The following is a 17,115-nucleotide window of genomic DNA, read 5'->3' as shown; positions in this document are numbered from 1 at the left end:
GCCTATTCGTAAATATTCGGCTCGGAATCATCGTTATTCGCCGCCGCAGTGACCGTTACGGACACGGTTTCCGCCGTTTTCGACACGACGGAAACTCCGGCAGGAACGGCAAGTTCGAGCGGTACTTCGTACGTTCCGGCAGCCGACAGCTTGGAACAGTCGGCTCGCGCGGTGTACAGTTCAGGTTTATACGATTCAAGGGAAAGCTGATTCCCGTTCAGTGTAAAAGAAACGGCAGCCGGCTCGCAGGCCGCTTCCAACTCCGCCGGCAGTCCGTACAGATATACGGGCTGATTTTCAAACGAACGGGTCAGCTTGACCGGCTCCACCGTAACCGAAACGTCGACGTTCCGGTCGCCCGCGAACGATATCAGCGCGTTCCGGTTCAAAACCGGCACGGACTGTGAAAAGGACGCCGTTTTACCGTCGGCGGAAACGGAATCGGAATACACGGAAGAAACGGCTTTTATGATCCGTTCGGCGCCGGTCATCAGCACCGTCGAAGGCGTTACGCTGACCGCAGTTATCTGATACCCGGCCGCAACGCTGCCCTGTATGTTCGCCGAAACGGGAACCTGCACGAACGCGCGCTCCGATATATCCATCGACACGACGACGGGAGAAACTTTCACTTCAAGCGGCTCGATGACCATCAGCGTCGGATCGAGTTTGATCTGCACCGGAACGTCGTAGCGGCCGCTGACGGTATACGTGTCGATATCGAGATACGCCGAAATATCGCCGCTTTTAATACGGGCGATCTCGTCGCTTTTGCCGCGCAGCGTTACGCGCACGGACGAATCGGTGAATTCGGCAGGCAGCATGTTTCCCTGCGCCGACACCGACAAGGGAACCGCGATTATTTTCGTATCGAGCGTCGTCAAATGATAAAAAAAATACAGGAGAACGGCCAGCACCAGACAAATAACCTTTGCAGGCCAGTTGTTTACGCATTTTTCAAAGAACGGCCTGATTTTCATGGGAATCATCCTCCTGCGTTATATCATCGGGAGTTATCTCCAGCTGACTTTCAAGCGTTTTGGTCAGCTGCTCCATCGTAAGGTCGTAATACAGTTTGGAATCGTAAGCGAGACTGATAGCGCCGCTTTCTTCCGACACGACAAGGACGAGCGCATCCGTTTCTTCCGAGACGCCGAGCGCGGCGCGGTGACGAGTTCCGAACGTCTTTTTAATGTCGTACTGCTCGGACAGCGGCAGAAAACAGCCGGCGGCCAGTACTTTTCCGCCCTGAATGATAACGGCACCGTCGTGCATGGGCGTATCGTGCCCGAATATCGTAACGAGCAGACTGGAAGACAGATCGGCATTCAGCCGCTGTCCGGTTTCAATGATATCTTTCAGTCCCGTATGGCGGACGAACACAGCCAGCATACCGCGCCGCTGATTGGACAGCGTTTCCGCCGCAATCAGCACGGAATCAACGTAGGTGTGCCGCGAACGGTGGCCGAACGCAAACCATTCGCCCTGCCCCAGCTTCAAAAAAACCTTGCGCAGTTCGGGCTGAAAAACGATCGCAAAACCGACCAGCAAACTCGGCGCGACGATATTGAGCAGCCACAGCAGCGCGGATAAATCCAAAATGACCGCGGCGGCATACGCGACGGCGAGCATGATACCGGCTTTGATCAAATGCATACCGTTCGTCTTGACGAAAACTTCATACGCTTTATAAAGCACCAAAGTCAGAACGCCGACGTCCAATACCGGCCGGATGTAATTATACGCATTCTGGAAAATGTTGAAAGTATTCACCGCCGCAGTTTCTCCATTACACACAGCATATCGCGTGTTTCTTTCACGTCGTGAACTCTGAGAATCACCGCACCGTTCTGAACGGAAAGCAGGTTTGCGGCAAGCGTTCCCGCAAGCCGATCCGCAATCGATTTTCCGGTCATGTCCCCGACGCACGTTTTTCGCGACAGCGCCATCAGTACCGGAAACCGACCGCCGCCCAATTCACCGCAGCGCAGGATGAGCGTCCGGTTGGCGGCAAAATCTTTACCGAATCCGATACCGGGATCGAGGATGATTCTGTCTTCGGCAATACCGCACTGCAGCGCGTACTGCGCCCGCTGCCGAAGATACGAATCCACTTCTTCAAATACGTTTTCATACGCGGTATTATTTTGCATTATAGCAGGAATTCCGCGTTTGTGCATAAGAATTACCGGAATTTTTTCGGCCGCGGCGTACGGACCGAGCTCGGGATCGTCTTCAAGTGCCGAAATGTCGTTCAGTATGTCGGCGCCTGCTTCATGCGCCGCCTGCATAACCGTTTTTTTGCGCGTATCGACGGAAATCGGACAGTCGGAATGACGGCGGATCTCTTCAATAACCGGAAGGATTCTCCGCAGTTCTTCATCGGCACCGACGTACGCCGCTCCGGGACGGCTCGACTCGCCGCCGATATCTATGACATCGGCTCCGCCGGCAATCATTTCGAGAGCTTTTTCCGCCGCATCAGTGCGGAAACTCCGGCTGCCCTCCCAGAACGAATCGGGGGTAACGTTTATGATCCCCATAACGAAAGCCGGAAGTTCGGTGGAAATCCGGCACTCTTCAATTCCTGCGTGACACCGCAGCGGCAACGTTTGTTTCATAAAATGCTCCTTGCGATGGCGGCTATATGTTCGGGAGACAGTCCCGCGTCGGCAAGAATTTCCGCACGTTTTCCCTGCGCCAGAAATGCGTCAGGCAAGCCGAGCACCGCTGTTTTTTTTTGCAAACCGGCTTCGGACAGCGAAAGTTCCAATTGACGCCCGATTCCGCCGGTCACGACGCCGTCTTCTACAAAGACGACCGTTCCGTACGGTTCGGCGGTGTCAACGAAATACGCCGTATCAACCGGTTTGATGAATCTGATATTGTATATATCGGCTGCAATATTCTGCAGCGAAAGAGAACGGGCGGCAGCGAGCACTTCGGCAAAAATGCCGCCGGTACACACGAGCAGCACGCGGGCCTTGCCCGAAACGGCGACCGGCGCGAATTCCTCGTACGGAAGCAGTACGCCGCGGCCTTCCCGCAGCGGCTGTGAAAAGCAGACCTGTTCCGAAGGGCACGTCGATTTCGGATATCTGATAACGACCGGCGCCGACCGGCCGACGGCCCAGCCGAGACACAAACCGAGTTCCGCCGCGGAAGCCGGCGCCAGCATGATCATATTCGGTACCGGTCTGATAAGCGCGATGTCGAACGCTCCCTGATGCGTTTCACCGTCGTCGGGAACGGCGCCGGCGCGGTCGAGTACGAACACCGACGGAGCCGCCGGCAGCGCGATGTCGTGAATCAGCTGATCGATCGCGCGCTGCATGAACGTGGAATAAATGGCCGTTACCGGAACGATACCCGCAGCCGACAATCCGCCGGCAAACGTAACGGCGTGCTGCTCGGCGATGCCCACGTCGAAAAACCGATCCGGATAATGACGCGCAAACGGCCCCAAACCCGTCCCCTTTGCCATCGCCGCCGTGATGGCGACCACGCGGCTGTCTTTGGCCGCAATGTCGAGCAGCGCGGCGGAAAAAGCTTCGGTAAAACTGAGCGTATCGAATTTTTCAACGGTACCGTCCGAAATGCAAAACGGCCCGATACCGTGAAAAGCCGCCGGATCGTTTTCCGCAGGACTGTAGCCGCGGCCTTTTTTGGTCACCACGTGCACGACGACGGGTCTGTTCAGTTTTTTCACGTGCGAAAAAACCCGTTCCAGTTCTTCCGTGTTATGGCCGTTCAGCGGCCCGACGTATTCAAATCCGAGTTCGACGAACAAATTATTCTGATATAAAAGCGCTTTAAGCGATCGCTTGAAACGGAAAATGAATTTCGTAAAATACGTGTTGATAAACGGCAGTTTGCCGACGAAGCGGTCTATGTTGAACCTGAAAGTCTGATACGAAGCGGTCATCGTGAGGCGGCTCAAATACCGAGACAACGATCCGGTATTTCTGCTGATGGACATCTGATTATCGTTCAGAATGACGATGAGATTTTTTGAAATCTGTCCGGCGTGAGAAAGCGCTTCCATAGCCATACCGCCGGTAAGCGCGCCGTCACCGATAACGGCGATAACTTTACCGTCCTGATGCCGAAGCGCCCGGCCGGTTAATAATCCGAGCGCGGACGACACCGACGTAGAAGAATGGCCGGCGTCAAAAAAATCATGCTCGCTCTCCGCGCGCTTCGTAAATCCGGAGACACCGTCTTTTTTACGGAGCGTATCGAACGAATCGTATCTTCCCGTCAGCAGTTTATGGGCGTAACACTGATGGCTGACGTCCCAAACGAACGCATCCGCAGGACTGTCGAATACCCGATGCAGGGCGATAGTCAGTTCCACTACGCCGAGATTGCTTGCCAAATGTCCGCCGTTCTTACCGACAACTTCTATAATTTTTTTCCGTATTTCTTTCGCCAAAAGGATCAAGTCTTTTTTGTCGAGCTTTTTCAGATCCGCCGGCGAACGTATATCAGGTAAAATCGTATTATAACTCCGAACTCGAACATAATTATTTGCCAAAAAAAAGACCGCAGTTTGTGTTGAAAACAACCAAAGCTACGGTCTTCTTCATTGGCATAGTCAATTGAGGACACATAACACCGGAATACCGGGGAACAATTACTTGTTCTTATGCCGATTCCGTCTCAGCTTCTTCTTACGCTTATGTGTGGAAATCTTTTGACGCTTTCTTTTTTTTCCGCAAGGCACAATGGCACTCCTTATTGAAAACTGCTATTATTATCTATCAAAAATTAATTTACGTCAAGACCGGAAGCAACATAAAAGGAAAGTATTTTCTCCGTTATCCGGGCAGCGTCGTCGGCGTGCACGTACTCCGCACCGGGAATTCCGCGGCAGAACGTATACTGCCGCTTTGCGTACCGGCGGCTGTCGCGGCGTATCAGCTCTTTGAGCGCAGCGGTTCGTTCGGCCTCCGACGGTATCGCACGGATTTCGGGAAACAGGAATTCGCGGTAACCTATCGCCTGCATTCCCGGATCGTCCGAGCGAACGCCGCCGCGTATCAGGCGCTCCACCTCTTGCACGAGTCCCGCGGTGAACATTTCGTCAACGCGCGCGTCTATGCGGCCGTACAGTTCCTGCCGGTCGCGCTGCAAAATTATCGTGCAAAACCGGAATCCGCTCCGGGTTTCGGCGGTCACGGGAAACGAACTGAGCGGTTTTCCGCTCGCCGCGCATACTTCAAGCGCGCGCACGATGCGGTATTCGTCGTTCGGGTGAATACGGGCGGCGCTGACCGGATCCGCCGCCTGCAATTCGGCGTACAGTGCGGACGCGCCTTCCGCCCGAAGCCGCGCCTGCAAGGCGGAACGCAGCGTACCGTCAGATTCGGGAGTCGGCGGCAGTCCGCACAGAAAATTCCGTATATAAAATCCGGTGCCGCCCATAACGAGCGGAAGTTTTCCGCGTCTGAAGATATCGCGGCACGCTTCATCCGCGCAGCGCACGAAATCTCCGGCGGAAAAAGGTTCGCTCGGCTCGTACACGTCCAGTAAATGATGCGGGAGTTCCGCCCGAAGCGCGGCGTCGGGCTTTGCCGTACCGATATCCATGCCTTTGTACACCTGCATGGAATCGGCGCTGACGACCTCCGCTCGGCCCGCAAGCGGCGAATCGGCGTGTTTTCCGAACAGGGAAAGCGCCAACGACGTCTTACCGCAGGCAGTGGGGGCAAAAATGACAAGAACCGGCAAGCCGCCGGTTCCGTTCGTTTCAGAGATGTTCACTATTGTTCAATACGGAACTGTACTTCATTGGTAAAAAGCTGCCGGGCGGCGATTGAAACGACTTTGCCGTCGTTTTTTTCAATAATCGGATCGTTAACCATCGAAAGCTGATACGCACGCCGGCTGGACGCACAGGTGATTTCATAAATATTATCTTTAAATTTTATAAGCTGCTCTAACGGAAAAATCATGGTATCTCCTATAAATAAAACGAATATGTTCTATAATAATAGCATAGTGCCGATATCGTGTAAAGTACTGCCGCCGGCATTTTCGGCTCACGCCGGCATTTCCGCCTTTCCGCGCCGCCGGATTTTCAGGCGGGCTCCGTATTGTACAACCCCGCTCAAATAGGGTAATATGGAAGCACACAGTTTTTACCGGTTGCGGTGCGCCCGGCGTACTATACCGCAACCGTCGGATTTTTCGAGCGAAAGGACGGATAAACGCCGCGGTGGCTGCCTTTTCAGTTTGCTCTAAAAAAGTTTTACAGGAGGACGTATGGCTCTTACATTAGCCGAAAAAATCATTCAAGCGCATTTAGTTCCGCAGGCGTGCCCTGACACGCATTTTACCGGCGGAAATCCGATTGAACGCGGAGTCGACATCGCTATCCGCATAGACCAAACGCTGACGCAGGACGCGACCGGTACGATGACGTATCTGCAATTTGAAACGATCGGCATTCCGCGCGTCAAAACGGACGTATCCGTTTCATACGTAGACCACAACACGCTGCAGACCGATTTCCGCAATATGGACGACCACCGGTACTTACAGAGCATTGCGGCAAAATACGGCTTGTGGTTTTCCCGCGCCGGCAACGGTATCTGTCATCAGGTTCATCTGGAACGATTCGGCGAACCGGGCAAAACGCTGCTCGGTTCCGATTCGCACACCCCCACCGGCGGCGGTATCGGTATGATAGCGATCGGCGCGGGCGGACTCGACGTCGCCGTCGCGATGGGCGGCGGTGCGTTTCACTTGGCCATGCCCAAAGTGTACGGCGTAAAACTGACCGGCTCGCTGCGTAAAGGCGTCGGAGCGAAAGACGTCATTCTTGAAGTGCTGCGGCGCGAAACCGTTAAAGGCGGCGTCGGCGCCGTATACGAATATTTCGGAAGCGGCGTCGAATCGCTGACCGTTCCCCAGCGCGCGACGATCACCAATATGGGTGCCGAACTCGGCGCGACGTGCAGCGTGTTTCCGTCGGACGGTGCTACGAAAGCGTTTCTCACCGCGATGGGCCGCGCGGACGTCTGGAAAGAACTGAAAGCCGACGAAGGCGCCGTATACGATAAGATTATCGAAATAGATTTAAGTACCTTGCAGCCGCTCGCCGCACAGCCGCATTCCCCGGACGCCGTCGCGCCGGTAGCGTCGCTGGCGGGAAAACCGGTAACTCAGGTATGCATCGGCTCCTGCACGAACAGTTCGCTCGACGATCTTGCGGCCGTCGCCGCCATCGTGCGCGGAAAGCATATCGCACCGGGTGTGGAAGCAGGCATCGCGCCGGGAAGCCGCACGACGCTGCTCATGGCAGAAAAGGCGGGCATTCTCGGCGACTTGATCCGTGCCGGATTCCGCATTCTCGAAAGCGCGTGCGGACCGTGCATCGGCATGGGATTTGCGCCGAACACCGAAGGCGTTTCGCTGCGAACGTTCAACCGCAACTTCAAAGGCAGAAGCGGCACGACCGACGCAAACGTGTATCTCGTGTCGCCGGAAACGGCGGCGGCGGCGGCCGTTACCGGAGTCTTTACCGACGCGTCGAAGCTCGATTACGACGACGCGACGTATACGGGCACCGGCAGAATCACCTTGCTTTCGGGAAAAGACGACCGTTTGAACGCTTCCGACGTTATTCGGGCGGCGAGCGACGACGGGATGCTTATTGCGCCGCTTGACGAAAAAGCCGCGGCGGCGGTTGAGATTCTGCGCGGGCCGAACATCAAACCGTGTCCGGCTTCCCCCGCTCCCGCACAGTCGCTGACGCTGCCGGTGCTGCTGAAAGCCGGCGACAACGTTTCGACCGACGACATCATGCCCGCCGGAACCAAAGTGCTGCCGTTCCGCTCGAACATTCCCGAAATAGCGAAATTCACGTTTGAACGTATCGACACGGAGTTTTACAAACGCGCCGAACGCACCGGATTTTCCGGCTGTGCCGTCATCGGCGGAGAAAACTACGGTCAGGGTTCTTCCCGCGAACACGCCGCGCTCGGTCCGATGTACTTAGGCGTCCGCGCCGTTATCGTAAAATCGTTCGCCCGCATTCATCAGGCGAACCTGATCAATTACGGTATCATTCCGATCACGTTTGCCGACGCGGCCGACTACGACCGCATAGAGTCGGGCGACACGCTTGAAATCGGCAACATCGGTGAAGCGCTCGCAACCGGAAAAGATTTCAAAATCACCGTTACCGGAAAATCGGGAACGAAAACGATCGCAGGCGTCAATTCGCTCGCCAAACGCAGCCGCGACATTTTGAACGCGGGCGGACTTGCCGCGTACACCCGCTCAGGCGGACAGTAACAGCCGGGGAAGATATATGGGCACCTATACCGCAATACGCGATCCGTTATGGAAGCACGTGTATCTTCCCGAACCGCTGGCTGCCGCGCTGAAAACGCCTGAGTTTATCAGGCTTTCACGCATCAGGCAGCTCGGCCCTGCGGAACTGGTGTATCCGGGTGCAGTGCACACCCGCTTCGGCCATTCGATCGGTGTGTACGGTATTGCAAAAAAACTGCTGGACGCGCTCGCTTCCCGCGGAGCCGACGGCTGGATCACCGAAACGGGACGGGCGTCCTGGTACGCCGCCGCACTGTTCCACGATATCGGTCATTTTCCGTACACACACTCGTTCAAAGAATTGCCGCTGCTCTCCCATGAAACGCTTTCGGCACAAACGGTTCGCACCGATCGGATCGCTTTCTGCATAGCGCGCTCAGGCGGTGATCCGGAACAGACTGCCGCCATTATCGATACCGGCGTACGTACGACCGACCCGGAAACGCTTTTTTACCGAAAATTATTATCCGGCGTACTCGACCCTGATAAATTGGACTATCTTAACCGCGACGCCTATTACTGCGGCGTGCCGTACGGCATTCAGGATACGGAGTTTACGCTCGATAAATTACATCCCGACCGGGAGCGCGGAATCGTTATCGATTCCGACGCGATTCTCTCCGTTGAAAATCTGCTTTTTTCCAAATATCTGATGTACCGTTCCGTGTACTGGCACCGCACTATCAGGATAGCCACGGCCATGATGAAAAAAGCGGTGTTCGCGGCTCTGTCGCGATCGCTGATTCAGCCGGAACAGTTGTACGGGCAAGACGATACGGGTATCCACTCCCTGCTCGATTTTCCGCCGGAGTGCTTTCCCGAAGGCGTATGTGCCGACGGCGTCAGAACGCGGCAGCTGTTCACCGTCATAGGGGAAATTCCGTTCGACGAGAATAATCCGCTCCACAAAAAACTGGAAGATCTCCGCTGCCGGACGGAAACGGAGCAGAACCTCGCGGAAAAACTGAAAATTGCAGGTCCTCAGCTGCTGATCGACATACCGGAGCGGATTTCATTTGAAAGCGACCTGTGGATCGGCGACGAGTCGGTGCCTTTTTCAAAAAGTTCAACGGTATTCTCCGAGCTGACTATAGATTCGTTCACACGCAGCTTGCGTAAAATCAGAATCGCCGTGCAGAATACGGCTGCCGCGGGCATTTCGGCACAAAAGATTGCAGCTTTTTTCAATATGGATTATACTGATACAAACGGAGGTTTGTGATTGACTGTGCATAACATAATGGAAGACCGAGTCGCCGAGCGTGTCGACGCTTTATACGAGGCAATACAAAAAGAACATCCGGGATTTCTTTCCTGTGACTGCGAAAGCTGCCGGGCAGACACGCTCTGCTACGTTTTAAACAGGATACCCGCAAAATATATCGTTTCCGACCGCGGAGTAACCTATTCGTCTCTTGCCGGAAGTACGCAGTTAAAAGCGGATATAGACGCGCTGGTTATTGAAGGGATGAAAATAGTGAATACGGCGAAACGTCCGTATCATAAGGAAAAGGGACGGCTTCCGAACGTTCCGAAAACACCGGCGTTCGTTTTTCCGGCCTGCATCGGCACCGTATACGACGGACATACTTTTGAACCGATTCCGAACGCACAGATAACGATTTTGTGCAACGGCAAAAACGTTCAAATGGAAGACATAACCTGGTCGAATCCGTGTTACACATACCAGTCCACACAGGGTACGTATTCATTTAAACCCGCCGCCGTTCCCGCGGAAAAACCGGGTGTCAGCACTGAATTTTCCTTTACGGTTGAAATTACCGCCGACGGCTACGAACCGCATCTGCATTCGTTTACGATTCCGGTAACCAGCGGCGGAGAAAGCGCCGAATGTTTTTCAATCAGACTGCAAGACAGTTATCTGTTTATGCCGTCGGAAGATGCCGATAAACAGCCAAACTGAGCGGACTCGCTAACTGAGCTGGCATACCGAACCGAGCGGGTGTGCCGAACGGAGAGACGGCGGAAACTGCGGAATATTTAGCGCGGACGGTTGACACGTTTCCCGTTTTTCGGTATTATAAAACACGTTACGGGCGCTTAGCTCAGCTGGGAGAGCGTTTGGTTTACACCCAAAATGTCGGCGGTTCGATCCCGTCAGCGCCCAAAGTGTTTTTGTAAAGAAAGAAGATAAAAGACAGTCGGTTTTCATTCGGTATGACAATACATACGGAGAAATTGCGGCTGTTTTTTATTTTTAAATCAGCATACGTGTAAAAAAGAAAATCCGTAAAGTGCCGGAAAAACGGCGCACTCAAAAAAGTCCCTTGACACGGCGCTTAGCCGGGTATATAGTTTGTATACAAACTATTTTTCAGGAGGAATTATGGACATACGGGACGTCGTTACTATTATGAAAACCTCGAAGGCAGCAGTACTTTCGACGGTAAACGAATCCGGATATCCGGAAAGCAGAGCGCTGCTCAATCTGGCGAACGCGAAAAAATATCCCAAGCTGGCGGATAAAGCCATCCGGCTCACGGAAAATACCGTTACGCTCTATTTTACGACGAACACGTCGTCGCGCAAGATCACCCAATTACGGGCAAATCCCAAAGCGTCGCTTTATTTCTGCATACCCGATAAATTTCTGGGTGCGGGTGCCGTCGGCGAAATCGAAGAAATCACGGATGAAACGGTAAAAAAAGAGTTCTGGCAGACCGGCTGGCGAATTTACTATCCGAAAGGCTATACCGATCCCGACTACACGCTGCTTAAATTTACCTCAAAAAAGATCCGCTGCTGGGGCGGCTTTGCAAAACACGAATTTTCATGACGCGGCGGACTAAAGGCGGAGCGCTCGTATCGCAGATCCATCAAGTGTGCAGCCGGGTGTGGGCGGCGCTGCTGCGGGAAGAGGGACTCGGCGATATGGGCGGCGCACGCGGCAGAGTACTGTTCGTTCTCTGGACGCACGACTGCGTACCGATACGGACGCTTGCGGAGAAAACGGGACTCGATAAGTCGACGCTCACCGGCGTGCTCGACCGGCTTGAACGCGACGGATACATAACGAGACGGGAAGACGAAAACGATCGGCGGTCGTTTCTGGTATGCAGAACCGGCAAAGACCGTTTTTTTGAAGAAAAAGTTCCCGCCGTTTCCGATAAAATGAACGGTATTTTCTACCGCGGATTCAGCGATGAAGAAATTGCGGCGGTCGACGGGCTGCTGCAGCGGATTCTCGACAACTGCAGGGAAGCCGACGCAGCCCGCGGAAAATGACTATGCTCCGCCGCCCGGCGCGGTTGATTCGGCAGCATCAGCGGATCCGGCTGCTTCGGCTGAGAATTCGAGTTCCGCCGCCGAATCCAAACCGTATTCTTCAAGTTTCCGGTGCAGCGTTTTGCGCCCGATGCCGAGCACGTCCGCCGTCTTCGATTTATTTCCGTTGTTCGCCGCCAGATTTTGCCGGATCAGGATCTTTTCGGCTTCGGCCAGAGTTACGCCGGACGGAATCGCGATCGTGTCGCTGTCGTCCGCGCCGCTGATTGTCGGCGGTAAATCTTCAAGCGTTATTTCTGCACCGGTGCACATGACGACGGCACTTTCAATGCAGTTGCGCAATTGGCGAATATTTCCGGGCCAGTCGTACTTATACAACGCGGCGCGTGCGCGCGAATCGATACCGGTGATACGTTTGCCGTTTTCCGCGGCGAATTCGGCCAAAAACGACGAAAGCAGCAGCGGAATGTCGTCTTTACGGTCCCGCAGCGGCGGCACGTGTATGTGTACGACGTTCAGCCGATAATACAGATCTTCGCGGAAACGGTGTTCGGCTATTTCCTTTTCCAAATCACGGTTCGTGGCGGCGATAACGCGTACGTCCACTTCAACCGTTTCTTCACCGCCGACGCGCTCGAACCGTTTGTCCTGTAAAACGCGCAGAATCTTGATTTGCACGTTCTGGTCGATTTCACCTATTTCATCCAGAAAAATGGTTCCGGTGTGCGCCAACTCGAAACGCCCCCGCTTACGAGCGACGGCGCCGGTAAAAGCACCTTTTTCATGCCCGAACAATTCGCTTTCGAGCAGCGTTTCCGAAAGCGCGGCGCAATGCACTTTGATGTACGGATTATCTTTGCGCGCCGACAGATTATGCAGCGCGTTCGCGATCAGTTCCTTACCGACGCCGCTTTCTCCGGTAATCAGCACCGACGCTTTTGAATTGGCGGCTTTCCGCACGACGGCGAAGATGCGCTGCATTTCGGCGCTTTTGCCGATAATCGACTCGAACGACGTTTTGGCGTCGAGCTCTTCCTGCAAGGAACTGTGCCGTATTTCCAGTTCCCGTCCGGCGAGCGCCCGCTTGACGATAAGCGACAGCCGGTCTATGTTGAGCGGTTTGGTCAGGAAGTCGTACGCACCGTTACGCATCGCGTCGACGGCGCTGTCTATGCTGCCGTGCCCGGTCAGCACGATAACCGGAATGCCGGGACTTTCACCCTTCACTTTCGCAATCACCTGTTCGCCTGAAATACCGGGCATCCGCAGATCGGTAATCACCAAATCGATATCGCCCTTTTCAACGAACGCAAGTCCCTGCGCACCGTTTTCCGCCAGTTTGACGTTGTAGCCGTCGAGTTCGAGCGCAGCGCCAAGTCCTTCGCGAATATTTTTTTCATCGTCTATAATCAGAATCGTAAACTGCATAATTCCCCGTCAATTTTTGTGGTACGACAGCAATTTCCGTTCCCGCTGCGGTATCGGCAGCGTAATGCTGAACAGCGAACCCTCGCCGGGAAACGACTGCACTTGTATGTCGCCCGAAAATTCCTTGATGATTTTATACACCATCGTGAGTCCCAGTCCCGTTCCGGTCGCTTTCGTCGTAAAATACGGCTCGAAAATGCGGGCAGACGTTTTTTCATCCATACCGACGCCGGTGTCCGCTATGTTGATAACGAACCGGTCGTTTTTAAGCTGCGTGCTGACCAGCAGCATACCGCCGCCGCTCATGGCGCCTTCGGCATTTTGAATCAGGTTCAGCACGACCTGCCGGAACAGTTTTTCGTCGAGCAGGATCTTGGGCGGATCTTTCATCAGTTCCGTCTGCACTTCGATATGTTTTTCGGTCAATTCGGGCATACAGAACTCAAGAAACTGGGTGATCAGCACGTTCGGATCGAGCAGCAGCAATTCCGCGTTGACCGGCCGGACCGCGAACAGGAAATCGACGACGATTCCGTTGAGCCGATCGATTTCTTCCGTAACGACGTTCAGATACTTTTCGAGAAATTTTTCATCGGGCAGCGTTCCGCCGCTTTCGCGGGCTTTTTTGACAGCTTTCTGAATCAACTGAATATGGATACTGATGCTGCCGAGCGGATTTTTGATTTCGTGTGCGACGCTCGCCGCAAGATTCGTAAGACTTGCCAATCCTTCCATGCGGCGCAGCAGCGTTTCCTGCCGACGCTGTTCGGTAACGTCGTCTACGGTGATGATATTGCCGGCCAACTTCTTTTTGCGCACCAACGGCATCAGACATACTTCTATAAAGCGAACCGAACCGCCGGCGGTTTCCAGCGTGAACTCCGTGCAGATATTGGTGCGCTGCTGCGTGCTGCACGATTTCAAAAAAGCCGACAGTTCCGCGTCGCTTATCAGTTCCCAAACCGGAAGTTCCTGACTGCGCGCGTCCGCCGGCCGGCCGGTGAACGGCACGAAGCGCTCGGCAGCTTTATTCACCTGCAAAAGCCGGAACGATTCGTCGCAGATAAGCAGTCCGGTGGCAAGGGATTCCAAAATCGCGTCGAGAATCTCATTTTCGTCCGAAAGCGCGTCGAAAAGCTGTTCGACCTGTTCGTCGCTCAGTTTTGAAATTTTCCGGGAAACGCGCTTTACCAATCCGGTCATACGATCAATCCTCCGCCGAATTTTCTGCACAGCAGGCTGACGTCGGCGCTCAGTAATTCCAGCGCCGCGGACGCGCTCTGATTATATACGGTGATGTGATTCGCGCATTCACGGAGCGCGGCGGTGCACTCGGCGGCGAACGCGGCATGCCGCACGCGGTTTTCGGGAGACAAACCGTCCGCGCTGACTGATTTCTGCAGCGCGCCGGCGATACCGTTCAGGAAAACGGTTAAAAGCAGACGCGGCTCGAAGTTTCCGCAGGTTTTTACAACGGATTCGATATCGGGCAGCACGCCGGCGCACACGGTACGGAAAAAATCGCGGCCCGCGGACGACGCCGTTTCAGGAGCCACCGGCAAAAATGTCTGAAGATACGAGCCGACGGTCGCCGAATCTCCGTCCGCAATCGCGCCGTGAAACACGCGTTTAACGACTTCCGTCTGCTGCGCCGGCGTCCGGTCCACGAACGCATACGTACGCACGCGCGACAGGATCGTCGGCATGACGGCGCCGCGGCGGCTTGTCGTCAAAATGAACACCGTATCTTCGGGCGGTTCTTCCAGAATTTTCAGCATCGCGTTACGGACGCTTTCCTGCATCCGATCGGCGTTTTCGACGATCAGCACTTTTTTTCCCGTACCGGTTCGGTAGCGCGCCCAGACGCTCGCGCGGCGCATCTGGGCTACGGGAATGGAATCGTACATGAACGAACTTTCGAGTTTAACGCACTGCGAGCGGATCGCGGCGCACGTTTTTTCAAGCGTTTCGGCATCGGGAAGCGGGCGCGCGGGATCGAGTTCTTCAAGCAATTCGTCGATCGAGCTCGTTACGGGTGCGATCTTGGACACTTTGTCGTCGTCTTCCCATAAAACCTGACTGAACCGGAGCGTCAGTTTGCGGACGCTCCGGACGAACAGGTAACGGACGGCGCCCGCGTACGGAGCGCGCGCTGCGCAGGCTTCAAGCAGCGCTTTTGCCGCCGCCGCGATTTCAAGCGTACAGTCGCGCGGTCCGGCAATCAGCAGGGACGTGTCTACGAGCGCTTTGTGCCGCAGGCACGACGCGCAGCCGCACTGCCAGTTTCCTTTAGGCGTACCGGTGCACGACAGCACGCGCGCAAGTTCAAGCGCGCACGTAAGCTTACCGGAAGACGCGGGCCCTGAAAACAACACCGCGTGCGGCAGCGTGTCCCGCTGAATATCTTCGGCAAGCAGTCCGCCCGCCGTCTGAAAAAGCAAGTTGTCGAACATCACGTAATCCTTTCACTCACGTACCTGATCGGTTCCGTAACGAAGCCTTTCAGCAGTTCGTGAAAAAAACTGCCGCGAAACAACCCGTCTATGTCTATCCACGGCTGGGCGTACAACAGAATGATCACGACGGCGGTAATGATCAGGCCTTCGGCAATCCCCAAAAAGAAACCGAGCGCCCGATTCAACCCAGATAAAATATCACCCTGAAAAAATCCGCCGATAAAGTGCTGTACGATTCTGACGGATAAATAGGTAACGATAAATATCAAAACGAACGAAACCACCTGCGCCAAAAAATCGGCCGAAATCCATTTTCCGACGTACGGCACAAGGTTTCCGTAAAATATGACGGCAACGACGAGTCCCAGAATGACGGCCGCCTTGCCGAACAACTCCGCGACGAATCCCTTGATCGTTCCGTTTATCGCACATGCAAGAATAATCACCGCGAACACCGCGTCTATGAATGCAAAAGTCATTTTCCGCGTACCTCCGAATACACCAAATCGGCGATTACCTGCGCCGGACGAGCGGTTCCCGCAAGCGCGGCCGCCGCACGGCTGTACCGGTCGCGGACGGCGGCATCGGTAAACTGCTCCAGTGCGGCGCGCATATGAGCGGCGTCGGCAGCGTCTTCATACAGGACGACCGCAGCGCCGGCCTGCTCGAAAAAGCGCGCGTTTTCTATCTGATCTCCGCGCGTACCGGCTCCGGACAGCGGCACCAAAACCATCGGTTTGGCAAGAACCGCGCATTCCCAAATGGAATTGGCGCCGGCGCGTGACAGTACGATATCCGCAGCGGCCAGCACGTCCGGCATTTCGGCATAAATGAACGGATACGGTTTGTACGAATCACCGTAAGACGCGGAACTCTCCGCCGATTCCGGTGCGACCTGATTCGCACCGGTTTGATGAACGACCGTAAACGTGCTGCACAAAAACGGAAGATTCTGCCGTACCAGTTCGTTGAGCTGCCGGGCGCCGGAACTGCCGCCGATAACCAGCAGCACCGGCTTTACCGCACCGCCGACTTCGGGAAGTCCCAAAAAACGCCGGCCGTTTTCCGCGGAGGCGGAATAAAAAACGGGACGCACGGGATTTCCGGTAACGGTGATTTTAGCCGCGTAAGACGGTGCGAAAAAACGCGCGGTTTCCCGATACGACAGCAGAATCCGGGACGCCGCTTTACTGTTCAGTTTCGTCGCGAGTCCGGGCGAAAAATCGCATTCGTGCGTGTATACGGGAATATGAAGCAGTTTCGCGGCGAAACACGGCGGCACGCTGACGAAGCCGCCTTTAGAAAACACCGCGCGCGGCTTTACGTTCAGCAGCAAAAAAAACGAAGCGATACACCCCGCGCCGATTTTGAACACGTCGGCGACGTTTTGCAATGAAAAGTACCGGCGCAATTTTCCCGACGGCACTCCGTAAAAACGGTCGGCACTGCCGCTCGATTCAACGATTTTCCGATCCATTCCGCGCGAAGAGCCGATCCACACGATACGGCACTCAGTATCGGTTTCTCGGCAGATCCGGCGCAGTTCGTCCGCCACTGCCAGACCGGGATAAATATGTCCGCCGGTTCCGCCGCCGGTAAACACAATGCAGAATTCGCTCCGCAGTAAAGTTCGTTTCATCGT

At 54.9% G+C, this 17,115-nt stretch carries 16 protein-coding genes and 1 tRNA gene; 6 read left to right on the top strand and 11 right to left on the bottom strand.

The annotated features are described in order from the left end of the window. Positions 1-2: 2 nt before the first annotated feature. The 6 genes from TREBR_RS05975 to TREBR_RS05950 form a co-directional block, all read right to left on the bottom strand. Positions 3-980: a CdaR family protein gene (locus tag TREBR_RS05975; protein WP_013758301.1), complete on the bottom strand. Its 978-nt coding sequence runs from the start codon at positions 978-980 to the stop codon at positions 3-5. Next, positions 958-1,773 (bottom strand): diadenylate cyclase CdaA, encoded by an 816-nt coding sequence (gene cdaA / locus TREBR_RS05970; RefSeq protein ID WP_013758300.1) that lies wholly within the window; start codon positions 1,771-1,773, stop codon positions 958-960. Before cdaA ends, TREBR_RS05975 begins: the two co-directional genes overlap by 23 nt. Further along, positions 1,770-2,621, bottom strand: a complete 852-nt coding sequence (gene folP / locus TREBR_RS05965; protein ID WP_013758299.1) for a dihydropteroate synthase — start codon at positions 2,619-2,621, stop codon at positions 1,770-1,772. Before folP ends, cdaA begins: the two co-directional genes overlap by 4 nt. Further along, the gene (gene dxs, locus TREBR_RS05960; RefSeq protein ID WP_013758298.1) at positions 2,618-4,537 is read right to left on the bottom strand and encodes a 1-deoxy-D-xylulose-5-phosphate synthase; all 1,920 of its coding nucleotides are present in this window, start codon (positions 4,535-4,537) and stop codon (positions 2,618-2,620) included. The genes folP and dxs overlap by 4 nt, the downstream gene beginning before the upstream one ends. Before the next feature lie 233 nt (positions 4,538-4,770). Further along, entirely contained in the window at positions 4,771-5,766 is a 996-nt protein-coding gene (miaA, locus tag TREBR_RS05955) for a tRNA (adenosine(37)-N6)-dimethylallyltransferase MiaA (protein WP_013758297.1), read from the bottom strand. Beyond that, positions 5,766-5,957 (bottom strand): DNA-directed RNA polymerase subunit omega, encoded by a 192-nt coding sequence (locus TREBR_RS05950; protein ID WP_013758296.1) that lies wholly within the window; start codon positions 5,955-5,957, stop codon positions 5,766-5,768. The genes miaA and TREBR_RS05950 overlap by 1 nt, the downstream gene beginning before the upstream one ends. 310 nt (positions 5,958-6,267) lie before the next feature. On the opposite strand from TREBR_RS05950, the gene TREBR_RS05945 reads away from it, so the two are divergent. From TREBR_RS05945 to TREBR_RS05920, 6 genes are all read left to right on the top strand, one after another. Beyond that, positions 6,268-8,304, top strand: coding sequence for an aconitate hydratase (locus TREBR_RS05945; protein ID WP_013758295.1), 2,037 nt, complete (start codon positions 6,268-6,270; stop codon positions 8,302-8,304). A gap of 16 nt (positions 8,305-8,320) precedes the next feature. Beyond that, entirely contained in the window at positions 8,321-9,565 is a 1,245-nt protein-coding gene (locus tag TREBR_RS05940) for an HD domain-containing protein (RefSeq protein WP_013758294.1), read from the top strand. Between the two features lie 6 nt (positions 9,566-9,571). Then, positions 9,572-10,267 carry a late competence development ComFB family protein gene (locus TREBR_RS05935; protein WP_245523747.1) on the top strand — a complete coding sequence of 232 codons (696 nt, stop codon included), beginning with the start codon at positions 9,572-9,574 and terminating at the stop codon, positions 10,265-10,267. A gap of 131 nt (positions 10,268-10,398) precedes the next feature. Further along, positions 10,399-10,471: transfer RNA gene (locus TREBR_RS05930), tRNA-Val, on the top strand. 219 nt (positions 10,472-10,690) lie between these two features. Then, positions 10,691-11,140 (top strand): pyridoxamine 5'-phosphate oxidase family protein, encoded by a 450-nt coding sequence (locus TREBR_RS05925; protein ID WP_013758292.1) that lies wholly within the window; start codon positions 10,691-10,693, stop codon positions 11,138-11,140. Further along, complete coding sequence (locus TREBR_RS05920; protein WP_013758291.1) at positions 11,137-11,589, top strand: MarR family winged helix-turn-helix transcriptional regulator; 453 nt, start codon at positions 11,137-11,139, stop codon at positions 11,587-11,589. The genes TREBR_RS05925 and TREBR_RS05920 overlap by 4 nt, the downstream gene beginning before the upstream one ends. Here TREBR_RS05920 and TREBR_RS05915 read toward each other — a convergent pair whose 3' ends face one another. Genes TREBR_RS05915 through murG form a run of 5 tightly spaced genes read right to left on the bottom strand, consistent with a single transcriptional unit; the run spans position 11,590 to position 17,112 of the window. After that, the gene (locus TREBR_RS05915) at positions 11,590-13,017 is read right to left on the bottom strand and encodes a sigma-54-dependent transcriptional regulator (protein ID WP_013758290.1); all 1,428 of its coding nucleotides are present in this window, start codon (positions 13,015-13,017) and stop codon (positions 11,590-11,592) included. 9 nt (positions 13,018-13,026) lie between these two features. Continuing rightward, positions 13,027-14,220, bottom strand: coding sequence for a two-component system sensor histidine kinase NtrB (locus TREBR_RS05910; protein ID WP_013758289.1), 1,194 nt, complete (start codon positions 14,218-14,220; stop codon positions 13,027-13,029). After that, entirely contained in the window at positions 14,217-15,470 is a 1,254-nt protein-coding gene (locus tag TREBR_RS05905; RefSeq protein WP_013758288.1) for a DNA polymerase III domain-containing protein, read from the bottom strand. Before TREBR_RS05905 ends, TREBR_RS05910 begins: the two co-directional genes overlap by 4 nt. After that, positions 15,470-15,952 carry a CvpA family protein gene (locus TREBR_RS05900; RefSeq protein ID WP_013758287.1) on the bottom strand — a complete coding sequence of 161 codons (483 nt, stop codon included), beginning with the start codon at positions 15,950-15,952 and terminating at the stop codon, positions 15,470-15,472. The genes TREBR_RS05905 and TREBR_RS05900 overlap by 1 nt, the downstream gene beginning before the upstream one ends. After that, positions 15,949-17,112 (bottom strand): undecaprenyldiphospho-muramoylpentapeptide beta-N-acetylglucosaminyltransferase, encoded by a 1,164-nt coding sequence (gene murG, locus TREBR_RS05895; RefSeq protein WP_013758286.1) that lies wholly within the window; start codon positions 17,110-17,112, stop codon positions 15,949-15,951. The genes TREBR_RS05900 and murG overlap by 4 nt, the downstream gene beginning before the upstream one ends. Positions 17,113-17,115 lie beyond the last annotated feature (3 nt).

It is taken from the genome of Treponema brennaborense DSM 12168 (genome assembly GCF_000212415.1).
Lineage (GTDB): Bacteria > Spirochaetota > Spirochaetia > Treponematales > Treponemataceae > Treponema_F > Treponema_F brennaborense.
This window is presented reverse-complemented; position numbering and strand designations above follow the sequence as displayed.